The organism is Streptococcus sp. 2018162 (genome assembly GCF_019754175.1).
Taxonomy (GTDB): Bacteria; Bacillota; Bacilli; order Lactobacillales; family Streptococcaceae; genus Streptococcus; species Streptococcus hashimotonensis.
This window is the reverse complement of record NZ_JAIJZP010000003.1, coordinates 122,221-139,464: the sequence shown is the minus strand read 5'-3', so window position 1 is coordinate 139,464 and position 17,244 is coordinate 122,221. Positions and strand designations below refer to the sequence as shown.

Here is a 17,244-nt window from a genome sequence, read left to right as displayed (position 1 = left end):
AAAGAATTTTTCAGAATTTTTAATAAATTTAACAAAATTTTGTATATTTTTTCAACAGTGCAAAAAGAAGGCTGGAAATCCATGCCTTCCTTCTTCTTATTCAACAGTAACAGACTTAGCCAAGTTACGTGGTTTATCAACATCCAAACCGCGTTGCAACGTCGCATAGTAAGCAATCAACTGTGTCGGAACGACCATAGCAATCGCTGACAAGAATGGATGAACTGTTGTAACAGTAATGTCATCTTCTTCCTTAGCTACTGCTTCATCTACAATTGTCAAGACATTGGCACCACGCGCCACTACTTCCTGAATATTGCCTCGAGTATGGCTTGCAAGGTGTGGATGATTTGAAATCAAAGCCAAGACAGGAACACCGTCTTCAATCAATGAAATGGTACCGTGTTTCAATTCACCTGCCGCAAAGCCTTCACATTGGATGTATGAAATTTCTTTCAATTTCAAGCTGGCTTCCATCGAAACGTAGTAGTCACTACCACGACCGATATAGAATGCGTTGCGAGTGGTTGATAAGAGTTTTTCAACTTTTTCAGCAATCACATCTTTTTCTGACAAGCTGGCCTCGATAGATTGAGCTACGATGGACAATTCATGCACCAAGTCAAATTCTTTCGCGTAGGCATTGCCATTTGCATCACCGACAGCCTTAGCCAAGATTGCCAAAGTCGCAATCTGTGCAGTGTAGGCTTTTGTAGAAGCTACCGCAATTTCTGGTCCTGCATGGAGCAACATGGTGTAAGTTGCCTCACGTGATAGGGTAGAACCTGGAACGTTGGTTACTGTCAAACTTGGAATGCCCATTTCATTAGCTTTAACCAATACCTGACGGCTATCAGCAGTTTCACCTGACTGGCTAATCATGACAAAGAGTGGCTTTTTGCTCAAAAGCGGCATATTGTAGCCCCACTCAGATGAAATTCCCAACTCCACTGGTGTATCTGTCAATTTTTCCAAGAAGTCTTTTGCGGCAAATCCTGCGTGATAGGAAGTTCCAGCAGCCAAGATATAGATACGGTCAGCTTCTTGTACTGCCTTAATAATATCCGCATCAACTGTTACCTGACCAGCTTCATTTGTATAGGCGCTAATCAATTTACGCATAACAGTTGGTTGCTCATCAATTTCCTTGAGCATGTAGTATGGATAAGTTCCCTTACCAATATCTGATAGATCAAGCTCAGCTGTATAGCTACCACGTTCAATCGCATTGCCATCATAGTCCATGACTTCAACACTATCTTTTTTCACGATAACCAATTCCTTATCGTGAATTTCCATGTATTCACTTGTCTCACGAATCATAGCCATGGCATCTGAGCAGACCATGTTATAGCCATCGCCCAAACCAATCAAAAGTGGAGATTTATTTTTGGCAACGTAGATAGTATCTGCATCCCTAGCATCAATCAAGGCAAAGGCATATGAACCTTGAATAATCTTCAATGCTTTTTTGAAGGCTTCTAGAGTTGACAAACCTTCTTCTGCAAATTGACCAATCAAATGCACAGCAATTTCTGTATCTGTCTGACCTTTCAAGTCATGACCTGCAAGATACTCTTCCTTGATTTCTGCATAGTTTTCAATCACACCGTTGTGAACAAGGATATGTCCAGCAGTTTGAGAAGTGTGAGGGTGAGCGTTGTTCTCAGTTGGCTTACCATGAGTCGCCCAACGAGTATGACCGATCCCTGTTGTCCCTTCGGTCTTATCGCCAACTTTTGCAGACAATTCTGCAATGCGACCAACAGCTTTCACAAGATGAGCTTGCTCACCACCCGTCACAAAAATACCTGCTGAATCATAACCACGGTATTCTAATTTTTCAAGTCCTTGAATCAAAATATCAGTTGCGTTTGTATTTCCTACAACACCAACGATTCCACACATACATATCACCTACGATGTTTGTTAACATCGGCTTTCATTTCTTTAAAAATTGGTCTAGTCTAATTTATATCTAAAAAGACCAGTGAAATCAGTATATAACAAGATTTCATCCTTGTCAACATTTTAATTGGTCTAGTCTAATTTCAAAATACAGATCCAGTCATCTCATACTCAATGAAAATCAAAAGTAGGCTAGGAAACGAAGCCGAAGATAGAACTCTGTTGCTTTCTAATTTCAAGGCAACAGGCTAAAAAGCTCCACAGGAGCTTTTTACTCATCAAGGCAAGTTGACAACGGATAATTTTGATTTTCGAAGAGTATCAACACAATAAAAAAAAGCTGATTCTACTGAACCAGCCCTGTCTTAATAAAACCAAATTCTGAAAGTGGACTAATCCGAAAAGTCAGTCTACCAACAATATCCTCACTAGAAATCAAACCAAAACTACGACTATCCTGTTGATTCGTTCGTACATCATTCAACACCAAATAGTGCCCCTCTGGAATGACATTGTACTTTCCATTTGTCAAGGTTTCCAATGTAAAGTCATCTGTATAACTTTCTTGTGAATGAGGCGTTTTTAAATAGTTCTCTGTAACAATAATATCATTACGATAGAGAACATCGTCCATATAGGTAACCGTCTCGTTTTCCAATGCAATCACACGACTCACATACTCTTTTCCCTCATGGTTATACAAAATAAAATCTCCATGAATCGGGCGGACATTTCGCACCGCCATGATAAAGTCGTTTTCCTTCAAATAACTATTTGCCATCTCAGGGGTAATCGTGACTGGCTCAAGTAACCAAAATCGTAGGCCAATGATTCCAAAAATCAATAAGACCAATAAACTGATTTGTTTTATTAAATCTCTTTTTACCATAATCTCTCCATTTCACTAGTATTATACCACAATTTAGAGCTATTAGTGTCTGAGATGCTGGTAAATCTCTTCAGCAATAACTTGATTTCCTAGCGGTGTCAAATGAAGACCGTCGCTATAGTATTCAAGATGTCCCTCCGTCACAGTGTAAAGGTTAATAACTGGTAAACCAAGTTCATTTCCGATAGCTGGGATAATCTTTTGTAATTCATCTTCAATAATTTGATTATTCAATCCAAAACGACTGGTTGGTACGTAAGGCGGGATGACTAAATAAACATCCGGCTGGCTTGCTAAAACCATATACTGCTCTGCCATTTCCCTATACTCTCGAATAAATCTCTCCCTATTCCAATATGGTCCTCGGCTATCGTTACTACCAATCATGATAATGACAATATCTGCTTCACTCTCAAGTGAAAGTTTGGCATTCTTCTCTTTAAAGTAAGGAAAATCTGCAGTTGACTGAAGTGAACGCCCACTCAATCCGTAATTTGAAACTTGATAGTGATGCCCAAGTTTCTCAGCTAGAATACAAGGATAGGCATCTTTTTCACGATTCTCCAAGCCATATCCATAAGTCAAACTATCTCCGACTGTTGCAACTTTTACGGCCCCACTTCCAGCGGTTAGGACCTCAGGATACATTATATCTGACACACGAACTCCTCAATTTTTCTTATTTTCTATTGTATCATGTTGAAAAAAATAAATAAACTTCTGAATTTGTGATATAATTAACTTATGAAAAAACAAGTTATTATTATAGGCGGAGGAATTGTTGGCTCTACTGCAGCCTTTTATCTCTCCCAAGAAGAACAAGTCAATCTTACTCTCATTGATTCAGGTATTGGAACAGCCACACGAGCTGCCGCAGGTATCATCTGCCCATGGATGGCTCAGAAAAAAAATAAAGACTGGTACAAGCTGACTTCCGATGGTGCTGTTTTCTACCGTCAATTGGTAGCCGATTTGGAAAAATCGGGTGCTACTGAAATTCCATTCAAACAGACTGGAACCATCGGCCTAAAAAGTAAGCCTGAACTACTTGATAAAATCCAAAAAATTGCCGAGGAACGTCGCGTAGATACTCCGACTATTGGCGAAATTACTCCGCTTGTAGGCTCGGAAATTAACCAGTACCTGCCACTACTTAAACCAGACTATTTTGGTATCCATTTAGAAGGTGGCGGTCGTATTGATGGTGGGCGTTTGATTGATATTCTTCAGGAACAATTTTTGAAAAATGGTGGTACACGTATCTACGGACAAGCAAAACTGCTCGACAACCATACTGTCGAAGTAGATAATCAAGTGCTTACTGCTGACCATATTATCTTAGCCACAGGGGCCTGGTTGCCACATATTCTTGAACCTCTTGGTTATCAAGTGGATGTTCGACCACAAAAAGGACAATTGTTAGAATTAGATACAGAATTCGATACTGATAATTGGCCAGTTTGTATGCCTTACGGAGAGATTGACATCCTACCATTTGAAAATGGAAAAATCATTATTGGTGCAACTCATGAAGATGATATGGGGTACGATTTAGAACTAGACCCTGAAAAAATCCAAGCCATGCATGATAAAATAGCTGAATTCATGCCTGATTTGGCAAACTATCCTGTAGCCAGAACTCGCATTGGAACGCGCGCCTATACTTCAACTTATTCACCATTCTACGGAAATATTGAGGATATGCCTAATGTCTGGGTAGCTAGTGGTCTAGGCTCTACCGGCCTGACAAATGGCCCAATTATCGGTTGGCAAATTGCTAAAGAAATTCTCAATCAAGAAACAAACTTTGACCGTACACCATATTCTCCAAATAGATATATTCTCAAAAAATAAGATACAATAAGTTTAGATTCTACTAACCCTTTAAATGTAGATACTAAGACTAGTTGTTATCCAATCAATAAATACAATAAGCAACGGGGGAACCTCGTTGCTTATTTCTATCTAGAACGCTACTGTCCTAGTTTCAAACAATTTAACATGCGACTATATCAATTCAAATACTATCTCTATATTAGATACATCATATCAGAACTGACTAGGGAGCTCAGAAAAGTGATTTATGAGAGCTAAAACTTCTGTGCTACTGCCAAATTCGACCAGTGATAAGTACTTGGCTTTCTGACGTGGAGACAAATCACTCTTATTGATGAGACTTGCAGCCTCCGCTTTTTGCGAAGCAAGACAGACGTCTTTTTCATCTAATAGTACTTTCCGCTGAACTTCAGTCAGATTCTGATGAAGTAAAACATCATCATACGAACAGATTGCTTGCGCCGAAGCAGAAGCCATAGGAAAAGCTAAGCCTCCAGCAAGGGCTAGACCCAAAACTGCTTTACCGAGTTTATTCATATTATTACCTCTCTTCAAATATAACATAAGATTTGATAGAATTATTACCTTTGTGGTGCGCATCACAATTTTTTTCTTTTGTAATAACCAGAATACTTCTATCTAGTATACCAGCCACTACACTATTATTATAAACAACACCCCTAAACTCACCGTCAACTTTTTCTGATTTTAATCTATTATATGATTTAGCATTATAAACTACAAATTCTCCTATCCTCGAGATTGGTTGAATATGAAAAGACTGAACCTGAGTCCAGTCTTCCACTATTTCTGACGTCGTTGCTTTCTACAATAGTTGCTGAAAGCATCAATTAAAAAGGGGGGATTTTCGACAAATTTTAAATCTTATCCTAGCGACGGAAACTTGATTCTAGTTTGAATGATTTACTTTCTACAATATGCTTATGTGTTCCGTAAGGGATTTTGCTAATAATTTCAACATGGAAATCTTTTGAGCCCTTCAAATCCTCATCTGTCAAGTTAGCAATATAGGATCCTGACGCTGTGCGTTCAAGTGGAATACAGTTATGTTCCCCAAAAACGAAGTAAACATCTGGCGCTTCGTCATAGTATTGTTTCAAGAATACTTCTACTTGCGCACCAGGAACACCAGTTTGTTGTGTCAATTTCACATCCACATATGAATTACGAGTGTAATTAGCTGTTTCTCTTGTGTTATATTTTACGTAAGTATTTGATTCAGCTGTATTGGCGCTAACAACAGGGGCAAGCGCTGTAAGACCTGTACTCATGCAGGCTACTGAAAGCATGGCAAAATTTTTCATTTTCTTTGAAAAGTTCATAACATTTTCTCCAATTTCTATTATCTTATGTCCATATTACCCAAACTCAAACTATAAAATGGTAATATGATGAACTAATCCGACTGGAATAGTTTCTTTCGTCCGTAACAAATTTTTTGAATGCATTCTGTTGATTGTTACAAGATAATCCTAATTGAAATTTCTGTTTATAGCAACAGATTTTCCCAGCTTTTTATCTATTTTTCATGAGTTTTTATGACTGTCCTTAGATAATTTACTATATCAGATTTCTTCATATCCACAGCTCTGAGACTATGAGAAACAGGAGTGGGAAAGAAGTTGACTTGACAAAAGAGTTCGTCAACAAGTCTTTATTTCTAGTTGTTGAGCTGAAACGGTCTATTCCCAGACTGTGAATGATGTGAGCTGACTACCGTCAGCCTATATCTCCTACTTCAAAAGGTTCGGGGAACCTTTGGAGGTTGGAGATATAGCGAACAAAGTTCGCATCAGTCGTAGAGATCAGATTTGAAGTGTAAAACACGAACAAATCTGACAATCAACCAATGCGCTGAGATGTTGACGCAAACTCTAAGAAACGAGGCTGGACTTTATGCCCAGCCTCGTTTCCATTAACAATCATATTAAAATGAGCTAATTTTTAACAAATTTTAAACCTTATCCTAGCGACGGAAACTTGGCTCTAATTTGAATGATTTATTCTCTACAATGTTCTTTGCTGAACCGTGTGGAATTTTACTAATAATTTCTAAGCGGAATCTTTTTGCACCTTTCAAATCTGCATCTGTCAAATTAGCTGCATAGTCGCCAGATGGTGTTTGATCGAGTGGGATAACATAGTTTTCACCCAAAATGAAGTAAACATCTGGTGCTTCTGCATATTTCTGTTTTAGTTTTACCTCTACTCGTGCACCTGGAATACCTGTTTTTTGTGATAATGTCACATCCACAGCTGAGCTGCGACGGTAAGTAACCGTCTCTTTTGTATTATATTTTACGTAAGTATTTGATTCAGATGTATTGGCGCTAACAACAGGGGCAAGCGCTGTAAGACCTGTACTCATGCAGGCTACTGAAAGCATGGCGAAATTCTTTACTTTTTTTGAAAAGTTCATAACGTTGTCTCCAATTTCTATTATCTTGTATTCATATCACTTAAACTCAAACTATAAACTAGCAATATGATGAACTAATCCAACTGGAATAGTTTCTTTCATCCGTAACAATTTTTTTGAATGCATTCGATTGATTGTTACAAGATAATTGTAATTGAACTTCCCACTTATAGCAATGGATTTTCCCAGCTTTTTATCTATTTTTCATGAGTCTTAATATACTTCCGAAGTAAATTTTACAATAGATAATCGCTAATTATTCACTCTCTAACCCTTGATTATTGCTTCCTACTTGCTTTTTTTAATAGTCCCCAAACACTACCAAGTAAGAGAGTTAATAGGCTAACTCCAATAATCTGCCCAGAAGCATTTGTACCTGGTTTTGAAGATTGTTCCACACTTAAAACTTGCTTTGTATCCGTTTTGGAGTGAAGAGCCGGATTCTGACCATATTCCCTCATATTATTTGAGGATTGAGAGGTACTTCCTACAATTGCCACAGATCCAACCAGCTCAAATAGCTCGGTTTCTTTGCGTTCTTCATCCATTTCTCTTCTGAACATCTGAGGCTCTTTCTCTGGAACTTCTGGCAATACAATCTCCTGAGAACTCATATCCATTTTAACACTGTCCAATGATTTGGATTTAGGGACCAAGATTTTTTCTTTACTCTCCAAATCATTCATCAATGTATTCGGTTGAATCACCTTTGTTTCTGTTAAGATTGAAGACCTATCTGCTTCAGCCAAGACGCTTTCTGTCGTTCCTTCTGTCAGAAATTCAACTCGAGGAGCATTCGACTCATTAGTCCCCCCCTCAGAATCCACTTTTAATGCGGAAGAAACTCCGCCATCTACAAACCTGTGTTTTTCAGAAATAGTAGATGATGTAGCTACTGATTCGACCACACGAATTGCTGAATGCCCAGGTAAAGCTGGAATATCCTCAGCAACAGGAACTAAAGTTGTTTCAGTTTGGATGACCGTTTCACTTTCTGTACTAGCTGATTCGTCGAGAGAGGCTTCGACTACTGGGGCAGAGATGGTTTCTGGCAATGCAACAGGAGGAATAGCTGGTTCTCCTACCTCCACAGAGACTTCTGGGACTTCTGGTTGAACGGGAACATCTGACCTGTCTTGAGACGAAATCGGGGCTGGTTGGAAGACGGTTTCACTTTCTGCACTAGCTGGTTCGTCGAGAGAGGCTTCGACTACTGGGGCAGAGACCGTGTCGGGCAATGCAACAGGAGGAAAAGCTGGTTCTCCTACCTCCACAGAGACTTCTGGGACTTCTGGTTGAACGGGAACATCTGACCTGTCTTGAGACGAAATCGGGGCTGGTTGGGAGACGGTTTCACTTTCTGCACTAGCTGGTTCGTCGAGAGAGGCTTCGACTACTGGGGCAGAGACCGTGTCGGGCAATGCAACAGGAGGAATAGCTGGTTCTCCTACCTCCACAGAGACTTCTGGGACTTCTGGTTGAACGGGAACATCTGACCTGTCTGGAGACGAAATTGGGACTGGTTGGGAGACTGGTTCGCTTTCTGAACCAGCTGGTTCGTCGAGAGAGGCTTCGACTACTGGGGCAGAGACCGTTTCGGGCAATGCAACAGGAGAAATATCAGTTTCTCCTACCTCCACAGCGACTTCTGTGACTTCTGGTTGAACGGAAATAGCTGACCTGTCTGGAGACGAAATTGGAGCTGGTTGGGAGACTGGTTCGCTTTCTGAACTAGCTGATTCGTCGAGAGAGGCTTCAACTACTGGGGCAGAGACCGTTTCGGGCAATGCAACAGGAGGAATAGCTGTTTCTCCTACCTCCACAGAGACTTCTGTGACTTCTGGTTGAACAGGAATATCTGACCTGTCTGGAGACGAAATCGGGGCTGGTTGGGAGACTGGTTCGCTTTCTGAACTAGCCGGTTCGTCGAGAGAGGCTTCAACTACTGGAGCAGAGATGGTTTCTGGCAACGCAACAGGAGGAATAGCTGTTTCTCCTACCTCCACAGAGACTTCTGTGACTTCTGGTTGAACAGGAATATCTGACCTGTCTGGAGACGAAATTGGGGCTGGTTGGGAGACGGTTTCGCTTTCTGCACTAGCTGGGTCGTCGAGAAATGCTTCGACTGTTGTGTCTTTTGTGGTGGCGGGTTGTTCAGTAACAGTCGTCGCAACTTGATCTTCTTCTTTTACATTTACCCCCTCCATGCCTATGGGACCTGATAGAAGTTCTGACCTCTGATTCTCAACTGTTTCTGATTCAAGAAGTTCTTCCACAGGGACTACCTCATCATTTTTCACAGCATCTTGATCAACTACTACTGGTAGATCGCTCCCCTCTACTTGAGTTTCCTCCTCTAAATCTATAGTTGACTGGCTCTGGTTTTCATTAGCAACTAACTGTTCATCATTTACTGGTTCACCAATGACTGCTACAGGCGATATCGCCTGGTCGTCTACTGGTAAGACGGGTTGATTGATACTATCTACAACAAGGGCAACATCCCCTTTTTCTTCTTTCCCATCTGCAGAGCAGATTTCTGGAGATAGCTGAGAATTTTCATCTGCATTGGGCGGAAGCTCGCCTGCTGGCAACTCCGCTGTCAGAGCTTCTCCAACTGCTGACATAGGGAAGTCTAAACTTTTTATACTATCCTCTAACGCAACATTAAGTAGCTCGGAGCTTTCTGCTTTTTGAATAGCTAACACACCTTGATCATATAGCCTATCTAACTTTTCAAGATATGTTACACGTGCCGATTCTGATAATTCAGATTGTCCTTGAATAGACAGAACCAACGCCTTCTTTGTATCAGCTAGTATCTGACTAGCTATTTCTTTGGCTTTTGCAAGCGGATTGAAATATTCTTCCCATAAGTCTTGACCAAGACGAATCGTATGGACATAATCCAAAAGCGCCCCAGCTGAATTGTTTTTCACATGATTATTCAAACGTGGATTTCCAGAAGCGTCACGAGTGATTCCCATACGCTTCAAACCAATTTGTTCTTGTTGATCATCAGAATCAGTGATATAGACAGCCCTAATCTTACCTTGATTATCGTACTCAGCACCCCATACCGTCACAATATGCGTTGCATAGCCTAATGTTCTATAAGTTAGACCGAGTAATCCTTTGCTCTCCAAAACAGTTCGAACGTCCTCACCAAAACGCTCATAGCTACCACTGAAAATACGATTTGTCAGTTTTTTCTCTTTGAAAACGTCGTAGAAAAAGCCACCCCTATTATCTGGTACTAACTGGCTATCTTCCAGATTGACACCACCCTGTACCTTAGGTTTATATCCATTAATAAACAAGTCAACTAAGGCATCTGACACAAAACCATTTGTACGATAACCGTAGTAAGTTTTGAACATATCAAAGACTCGACTATTTTGCTGATCCTGGAACGAATCAATATAGCGACGTAGGTCCGTTATTGCATAGTTTTCCCCAACATTTACTGTACTATTTTTTTCCTTGAGATATCGCTCAACATAGGAACTATTCTGTTCCAACCACCAATGTACCATGTTGGAAGACACGGCCGCAAAACATAGGTTAAGGTCAATAAATGAAGCATTGAGACTTTTATTGGTATCATAATAGCCTTTTCCTGCCTCAAATGGTGCTGTATAGTTTAAATAGTCTCCATACTTTTCCTTTACAAAACCACCGCTTTGTTCCATTGCAGGAGGGGTAATTCCATGAGCCCATATAATTTGTCGTTGCTCGCCACTCTCCGTTTGATAACTGGTCTGATTCAAAATTTCTTTTGTCTCAGCAACCTCTATCTGATTTTGCTCACTCGTCGTAACTTCTGTATCATTTCTAGAAACTACATTCTCGGTCCCTCCGTCAACTTTCATCTCTACCGCTATTTCTCCTTCAGCGATAACAGGTGATGGGATGTTGTCTGCTATTTCCTCTACAATTTCAAGATTAGAACCATCTAGGGATTCATTTTTTTCTGATTCAATAGATGCCTCATCCTTGACTTGTGATTCTTCAATTATTTCATTCACTCCTGTAACAACTGTATCTGCAGCAACAGTGGATGTATGAATAGTACATAGCAAAGAGACTGAGACCAAGCCAACCGCTGATTTTCTCAAAGAAAATCGTTCTTGAATGTTCATCTTTCCTCCGTTTATCATCAAAAATTTGAATAAACTATTCTATTTACGACTTATTTTTATTTCCACATCCCCCAAGAAAATATTTATAAACAAGCGTTTGAAAGAAATTCATAGTCTATTTCCATAATCACGACAAAAAGGTCCAAGAGGACCTTTTTGATTATTTTACTGTACGAACACGCATAGTGTTTGTTGAACCTGCAACACCTACAGGCACACCAGCAACGATAACAATATCATCTCCTGCTTCAACAAGACCTTGCTCTTTGGCAATACGTTCAGCCAAATCAAACATATCGTCAGTTGAATCTGGACGGTTTGTTACAACTGGGATAACACCCCAGTTAAGCATCAATGATTTTTGTACTTTCTCAGTAAATGTTACTGCCAAGATATCAGCATCTGGACGGTATTTAGAGATTGAACGAGCTGAGTAACCAGTTTCAGTAACTGTTACAACCAACTTGATGTTCATTGAGTGACAAGCGTCTTTTACTGCAGATGCAATAACTTCTGTTTTAGATGCACGGTTAAAGTGATCAGAGTTCAAACGACCGTATTCGTTAAGAAGAGTTTGTGCGTTTTTAGCAATAGTTGCCATTGTACGAACTGATTCAACTGGATATTTACCGTTTGCAGACTCACCTGAAAGCATTGTTGCGTCAGTACCGTCGATAACTGCGTTGAATACGTCTGATACTTCTGAACGAGTTGCACGTGGTTTTTCAGTCATTGTTTCCAACATGTTTGTTGCTGTGATAACTGCTTTACCAGCTGCATTCACTTTAGTGATAATCATTTTTTGGTAAACTGGAACCATTTCAAATGGTACTTCGATACCCATGTCACCACGAGCAATCATGATACCATCTGCTGCTTCGATGATTTCATCGATGTTATCGATACCTTGTTGGTTTTCGATTTTCGCAAACAATTGAACGTGATCGTTACCAGTTTCTTTACAGATGTTACGAACAACTTCTACGTCTTTTGCAGTACGTACAAATGAGATGGCAATGAAGTTCAAACCTTGCTCAAGACCGAAGCGGATATCTGCGTTGTCACGGTCTGCAAGTGCTGGGAAAGGAATTTTAGTGTAAGGAATGTTAACACCTTTTTGTTTTGCGATAACGCCATCGTTTTCAACCAAAACAACAAATTCACGGTTTACAGCATCTTTTTCAACAACAGTCAAGCCAAGTTTACCGTCGTCAACAAGGATTTGTTTACCAACTTCAACATCGTCAAAGACATCCAAACCACCTGCAACGTTCAAAGCAATCACTTCTTTGGTAGATTTGATACCTTGTTTTGTAGCAACACGCAATTTGTCACCAGTTGAATATGCATATTCTTTTGCATCATCTTCAAACAATTCTGTACGGATTTCTGGACCTTTTGTATCCAACAAGAAACCTACTTTTTTACCAGCGATTTCTTCTGCACGACGAACTGTTGCCATACGGTCACCTTGCTCTTGGTGGTCACCGTGTGAGAAGTTGAAACGGAAAACATTAGCGCCTTCTGTAATCAAAGCAGCGATTTTCTGTGCTGATGCCTCAACATCCAATTTTTCACCCCAGTAACCATCGTCACCGAATTTTTTACCACCGCGGATTTCTACCGCTGGACCAAGGGTTGCAACAATTTTAACACGTTTGTTCATCTTAACAAAACTCCTTTTATTTCAATGGTCTTATGACCCTAATTAACACTTTAAAACAACGATGCCTAGATTGACAAATTACGGTTCAAATCAGCCAATTCCAAATCTGCTTTATGCGGATTATTAACCACAATCTTACCGTCAGCAGTCAAGCTGAACAATGCACCTTCTTCTGCAGTTCCAAGAATTGGATTTTCAACCATTTGCTCGTTACGGATACCTACTGCAAGACCTCCACGGCCTTCTTTAAGCAATTTAACGGCATGAGCACCCATACGAGAAGCGAGTACACGATCACGCGCTGTTGGAGAACCACCACGTTGGATATGACCAAGTTCTGTCACACGAAGATCACTTGTATCGCCTGCTGCTTTCAATTCTTCAGCAAACTGTGCAGCTGGCATAACACCTTCAGCCAAAACAATGATGCTATGTTTCTTACCATTGTCGTAGCCCGCTTTAATACGGTCAACAACATCCTTGATATCGAAGTCTTCTTCTGGAACAACGATAACATCTGCACCAGAAGCAATACCAGCCCAAAGAGCGATGTCTCCCGCATGACGTCCCATTACTTCAACAACGAAAGTACGACGGTGACTTGATGAAGTGTCGCGGATTTTATCAATCGCATCCATAGCAGTTGTTACAGCTGTATCAAAACCGATTGTAAAATCTGTACCCACGATGTCGTTATCAATTGTACCAGGTACACCAATAGCTGGGAAACCATGCTCCGTCAAGCGCATTGCTCCGTGGTAAGAACCATCACCACCGATAACAACTACACCTTCGATACCATGTTTTTTCAATTGCTCAATCCCTTTAAGTTGCCCTTCTAATTTGGCAAATTCTGGATAACGAGCTGAACCAAGGAATGTTCCTCCACGTGAAATAACATCACCTACAGAACGTGCAGACAATTCATGGATATCACCCGCAACCATACCTGCGTAACCTTCGTTGATTCCATAAACTTCCATTCCTTCTGAAATTGCTTGGCGAACAACTGCACGAATAGCAGCGTTCATACCAGGGGCATCACCACCACTGGTCAAAACAGCAATACGTTTCATTCGTTAATGCTCCTTTAACTTTTCATTTTAACTGCCCTATTATAACATACTTAACCTAAACTTGCTTGACTTTTTGCTATTTTTTTATCGAAAAATCGTTTTCATAACAAATTCACTTAACTCTTCTTCTAATTGAGGCGTTTTCATAACCATGTGATGCTCAGCTTGAATTGTCTGATTACTATCTTGATAATGAAGTACTACTGGAATGCTTCCTCTATATTTATCCAAAATACGAGCAACGGCATAATCGTGTTCTCGATTTTCCAAAAGAATCCAAAATTTCTCCAAACTGACAGGCTCTAATTTTTCTAGAACTAATTGCAACTGTCCATCGCGCTCTTGCACTCTACCTGTGATGTAGCCCATTCCCCCTTCTTCCAAAATAGAAGCGTATTGGCGATAAGATTCTGGGAAAAGAGTTACGTCAAGCGTCCTCTTGGTATCTGTCACTCGAAGAAATGCCATCTGCTCCCCAGTCTTTTTGGTACGAATCAATCGAATAGCTTGAATCTGCACAAGAACGGTCGCTCGATTGCCAACCGCTAAATCAGCCAAATCTGTAAAACTACGCTTAGACTCTCGACAAATAGTGACTAAAGGATGGGGACTAATACCAACACCTAGCAATTCCTGCTCTAGCATAAATTTTTCGCTGTCACTGTAATCTTCTACATCTGTCCAACTATAACTCTCCTCTGCAAAAAATGTACCAATCGCCTCTGCAAAGACAAAGAGATTGTCTAGATTTTCAATAATCTTTTTACGATTGGCGTCAAAATCATCAAATAAACCAATCTGAATAAGAGGGATTAGTAAATCTTTTTTCTTGAAATTATCTGGCAAGCGCAAAATAAAATCTTCTACAGACTTATAGGGACGATGATCCAATATCCACAAAGCTAAATCTTTAGGCAAACCTTTTAGTGTTTTTAATCCTAGGTAAACCTTACTTTTATCAAACTTATCGTGATAAGGAATATTGTTAATCGTGAGTCGAGCCACCTCAAAGTCAAACTGCATCGCATCTTCAATATAAGCACTGCTAGAATGATTGAGCATGACATCAAAAAAGACATCCGTATAGTGACTCTTGAAATAAGCCATTTGAAAGGCTAAGGCTGAATAAGCATAGGCGTGGCTACGGTTAAAACCATATCCAGCGAACTTAGCCATCATACCAAATATTTCCCTTGCATTCTCTTCAGCATGTCCGTTTTTCAGTGCTCCCTGTAAAAATTCCGCTTCCATTGCCTGCATTTCCTGGGCATTCTTTTTAGACATAGCCCTGCGGAGTAAATCAGCCTTTCCAAGCGTAAAGCCTGCATAGACCTGTGCAATCTGCATGACCTGTTCCTGATAAAGCATGATACCATAAGTCGGTTGTAAAATAGGTGCAATGGTTGGGTCCAACAAATCAACTGTCTCTTGTCCATGCTTGCGTTTTACAAAGTTATCCGAATAATCACTAGCCCCCGGTCTATTCAAACTCGTTGTTGCAACTATATCTTCAAATCGACCAGGTTTGACCCTTCGAAGCAGGCTAATCGCACCAGGCTGTTCAAATTGAAAAATTCCCTTAGTCCGACCAGCAGCAAAAAGTTCCAATGTTTTCTTGTCTTCTAAATCTATCTTGGCAATATCAATTTCCTGCTGATAACGTTCACGTACTCCTTCTGCCATTTTTTGCACAAAGGTCAGATTTCGTAAGCCAAGGAAATCCATCTTCAACAGACCATTCGCCTCAACAGCATGTGCATCATATTGGGTTACCAGCATGTCATCCCCTATTTTAAGAGGGATGGTATCTGTCAAATCCTCATCACTCATCACTATCCCTGCCGCATGGATAGAAGTCTGTCGGGGTTGCCCTTCAATTTGTTGAGCAATCGCAAAAGCTTTTTGGTACTCTATCTTACTATTGATAATCTGACGAAAAGCGGCATTTCGCTGATAGGCAGAAGTAAGACTATCTCTAAATGAAATTTTCTTGGTTATATTACTTAACTCATATTCAGGTGTTCCGAAACGCTTAAATACATCACGAATGGCCTGCTTAGCTCCAAATGTCGAGTAGGTTACAATTTGAGCAGCATGGGTTGAACCATAACGATCTCGTACATAACGAATAAAATCTGCTCGATGAATATCTGGAATATCAATATCAATATCGGGCATTGAATAACGTTCAGCATTGAGAAAGCGTTCAAAGAGAAGATTATGCTTAACTGGGTCGATACCTGTGATATTTAAGGCGTAGGCAACTAGGCTTCCAACAGCTGAACCGCGCCCCATTCCCATGTAGTACCCTTGGCTACGTCCAAAACGAAGTAGGTCCCATACAATCAAGAAATAATCATCAAATCCCATTTGATGAATAATGGATAATTCCTTTTCCAAGCGTTCCTTATACAGTGAATTAGTCAAGCCCTTCTCTTCTAATCCTTGATAGGAGCGCTCGTATAATTCTTCCACTGCAGGTCTGTCACGATTAAAACGCGGCAATTTTAAATCTGTATTTAATTGATAAGAAATCCCTGCAACCAAGTCACGTAAATTATCAACTGCTTGCGGAAACCGATTCGAAAATAGATTGGTTAAGCTATCAGCCGATAAAAGCTTTTGTCGATTATCTATATCTGCAACTTGATTAAGTGGAATATTATCTCGAATAGCATGGAGAACCTGTAGACTTTCCAATTGTTCCTCTTCAAAAAAACGAACCGTATGAATTGGGAGTATTGCTTGCTTAAAGTCTTGAACTGGTGTGTCAACCGTCACTCCGATATAATAGTTAGTACCTAACTCAAGGTGCTCAATGCCAGAAAAATAAGGAACAACCACTGCTATGTCGACTAAATATTGACGAAGGGTTTCAAAATCATCTTGCCCTGTCATCTTAGCAGTCGAAATTTTCAATAGATTGCGATAACCTCTGGTTGTCAGAGCAATCAATTGAGTAGTGACGTCCTGCTCCTCTCCCTGTAATTTCCAGTCCAGTTCACAACCAATAATTGGTTGAAGCCCCATTTTGTTACAGGATTCCATAAAACTATAGGCTGCATAAAGACTGTTTTTATCCATTATCCCCAATGCGTGATAACCAAGCTCTTTAGCCCTGCCTACATAATTTTCTATCGTCACCATGCTATCCATAAATGTATAAACTGTCTTTGTATCTAATTGTGCCAGCATGGTATTCTCCTTTTCATGTTTCTTCTATTATATCAAATATTTATCCAAAAATATTTTTTAAAAATTCAAAACATTTTTCTTGCTAATTTATA

At 40.1% G+C, this 17,244-nt stretch carries 11 protein-coding genes and 1 pseudogene; 1 reads left to right on the top strand and 11 read right to left on the bottom strand.

Annotated features, from left to right (window positions below; all coding sequences use genetic code 11):
• Positions 1 to 96: 96 nt before the first annotated feature.
• From glmS to K5Q22_RS04590, 3 genes are all read right to left on the bottom strand, one after another.
• A complete protein-coding gene (gene glmS, locus K5Q22_RS04600) occupies positions 97 to 1,908 on the bottom strand; it encodes a glutamine--fructose-6-phosphate transaminase (isomerizing) (protein WP_105105926.1) in 1,812 nt (603 codons plus the stop codon).
• A gap of 346 nt (positions 1,909 to 2,254) precedes the next feature.
• On the bottom strand, positions 2,255 to 2,797 hold the full coding sequence (gene lepB / locus K5Q22_RS04595; protein WP_205013651.1) for a signal peptidase I: 543 nt from the start codon (positions 2,795 to 2,797) through the stop codon (positions 2,255 to 2,257).
• A 42-nt stretch (positions 2,798 to 2,839) separates the two neighbouring features.
• Positions 2,840 to 3,457, bottom strand: a complete 618-nt coding sequence (locus tag K5Q22_RS04590) for a GDSL-type esterase/lipase family protein (protein WP_205013652.1) — start codon at positions 3,455 to 3,457, stop codon at positions 2,840 to 2,842.
• Between the two features lie 84 nt (positions 3,458 to 3,541).
• Between K5Q22_RS04590 and K5Q22_RS04585 the strand changes: the two genes are divergently transcribed.
• On the top strand, positions 3,542 to 4,651 hold the full coding sequence (locus K5Q22_RS04585; protein ID WP_029172156.1) for an FAD-binding oxidoreductase: 1,110 nt from the start codon (positions 3,542 to 3,544) through the stop codon (positions 4,649 to 4,651).
• 195 nt (positions 4,652 to 4,846) lie between these two features.
• On the opposite strand, the gene K5Q22_RS04580 is transcribed toward K5Q22_RS04585, so the two are convergent.
• The 8 genes and pseudogenes from K5Q22_RS04580 to K5Q22_RS04545 form a co-directional block, all read right to left on the bottom strand.
• Complete coding sequence (locus tag K5Q22_RS04580) at positions 4,847 to 5,170, bottom strand: hypothetical protein (RefSeq protein ID WP_044683461.1); 324 nt, start codon at positions 5,168 to 5,170, stop codon at positions 4,847 to 4,849.
• A gap of 4 nt (positions 5,171 to 5,174) precedes the next feature.
• The gene (locus K5Q22_RS04575; protein ID WP_044683460.1) at positions 5,175 to 5,438 is read right to left on the bottom strand and encodes a hypothetical protein; all 264 of its coding nucleotides are present in this window, start codon (positions 5,436 to 5,438) and stop codon (positions 5,175 to 5,177) included.
• A gap of 85 nt (positions 5,439 to 5,523) precedes the next feature.
• Positions 5,524 to 5,976, bottom strand: coding sequence for a hypothetical protein (locus K5Q22_RS04570; protein ID WP_024385326.1), 453 nt, complete (start codon positions 5,974 to 5,976; stop codon positions 5,524 to 5,526).
• Between the two features lie 644 nt (positions 5,977 to 6,620).
• The gene (locus tag K5Q22_RS04565) at positions 6,621 to 7,073 is read right to left on the bottom strand and encodes a hypothetical protein (RefSeq protein ID WP_024406927.1); all 453 of its coding nucleotides are present in this window, start codon (positions 7,071 to 7,073) and stop codon (positions 6,621 to 6,623) included.
• Between the two features lie 2,143 nt (positions 7,074 to 9,216).
• Positions 9,217 to 11,215: pseudogene (locus K5Q22_RS09905) on the bottom strand (IdeS/Mac family cysteine endopeptidase); the annotation flags it as partial.
• 160 nt (positions 11,216 to 11,375) lie between these two features.
• Complete coding sequence (gene pyk, locus K5Q22_RS04555) at positions 11,376 to 12,881, bottom strand: pyruvate kinase (protein WP_205013654.1); 1,506 nt, start codon at positions 12,879 to 12,881, stop codon at positions 11,376 to 11,378.
• 65 nt (positions 12,882 to 12,946) lie between these two features.
• On the bottom strand, positions 12,947 to 13,957 hold the full coding sequence (gene pfkA, locus K5Q22_RS04550) for a 6-phosphofructokinase (protein ID WP_105116314.1): 1,011 nt from the start codon (positions 13,955 to 13,957) through the stop codon (positions 12,947 to 12,949).
• Positions 13,958 to 14,041: 84 nt separating this feature from the next.
• Positions 14,042 to 17,152 carry a DNA polymerase III subunit alpha gene (locus K5Q22_RS04545; RefSeq protein ID WP_205013655.1) on the bottom strand — a complete coding sequence of 1,037 codons (3,111 nt, stop codon included), beginning with the start codon at positions 17,150 to 17,152 and terminating at the stop codon, positions 14,042 to 14,044.
• Positions 17,153 to 17,244: the final 92 nt, after the last annotated feature.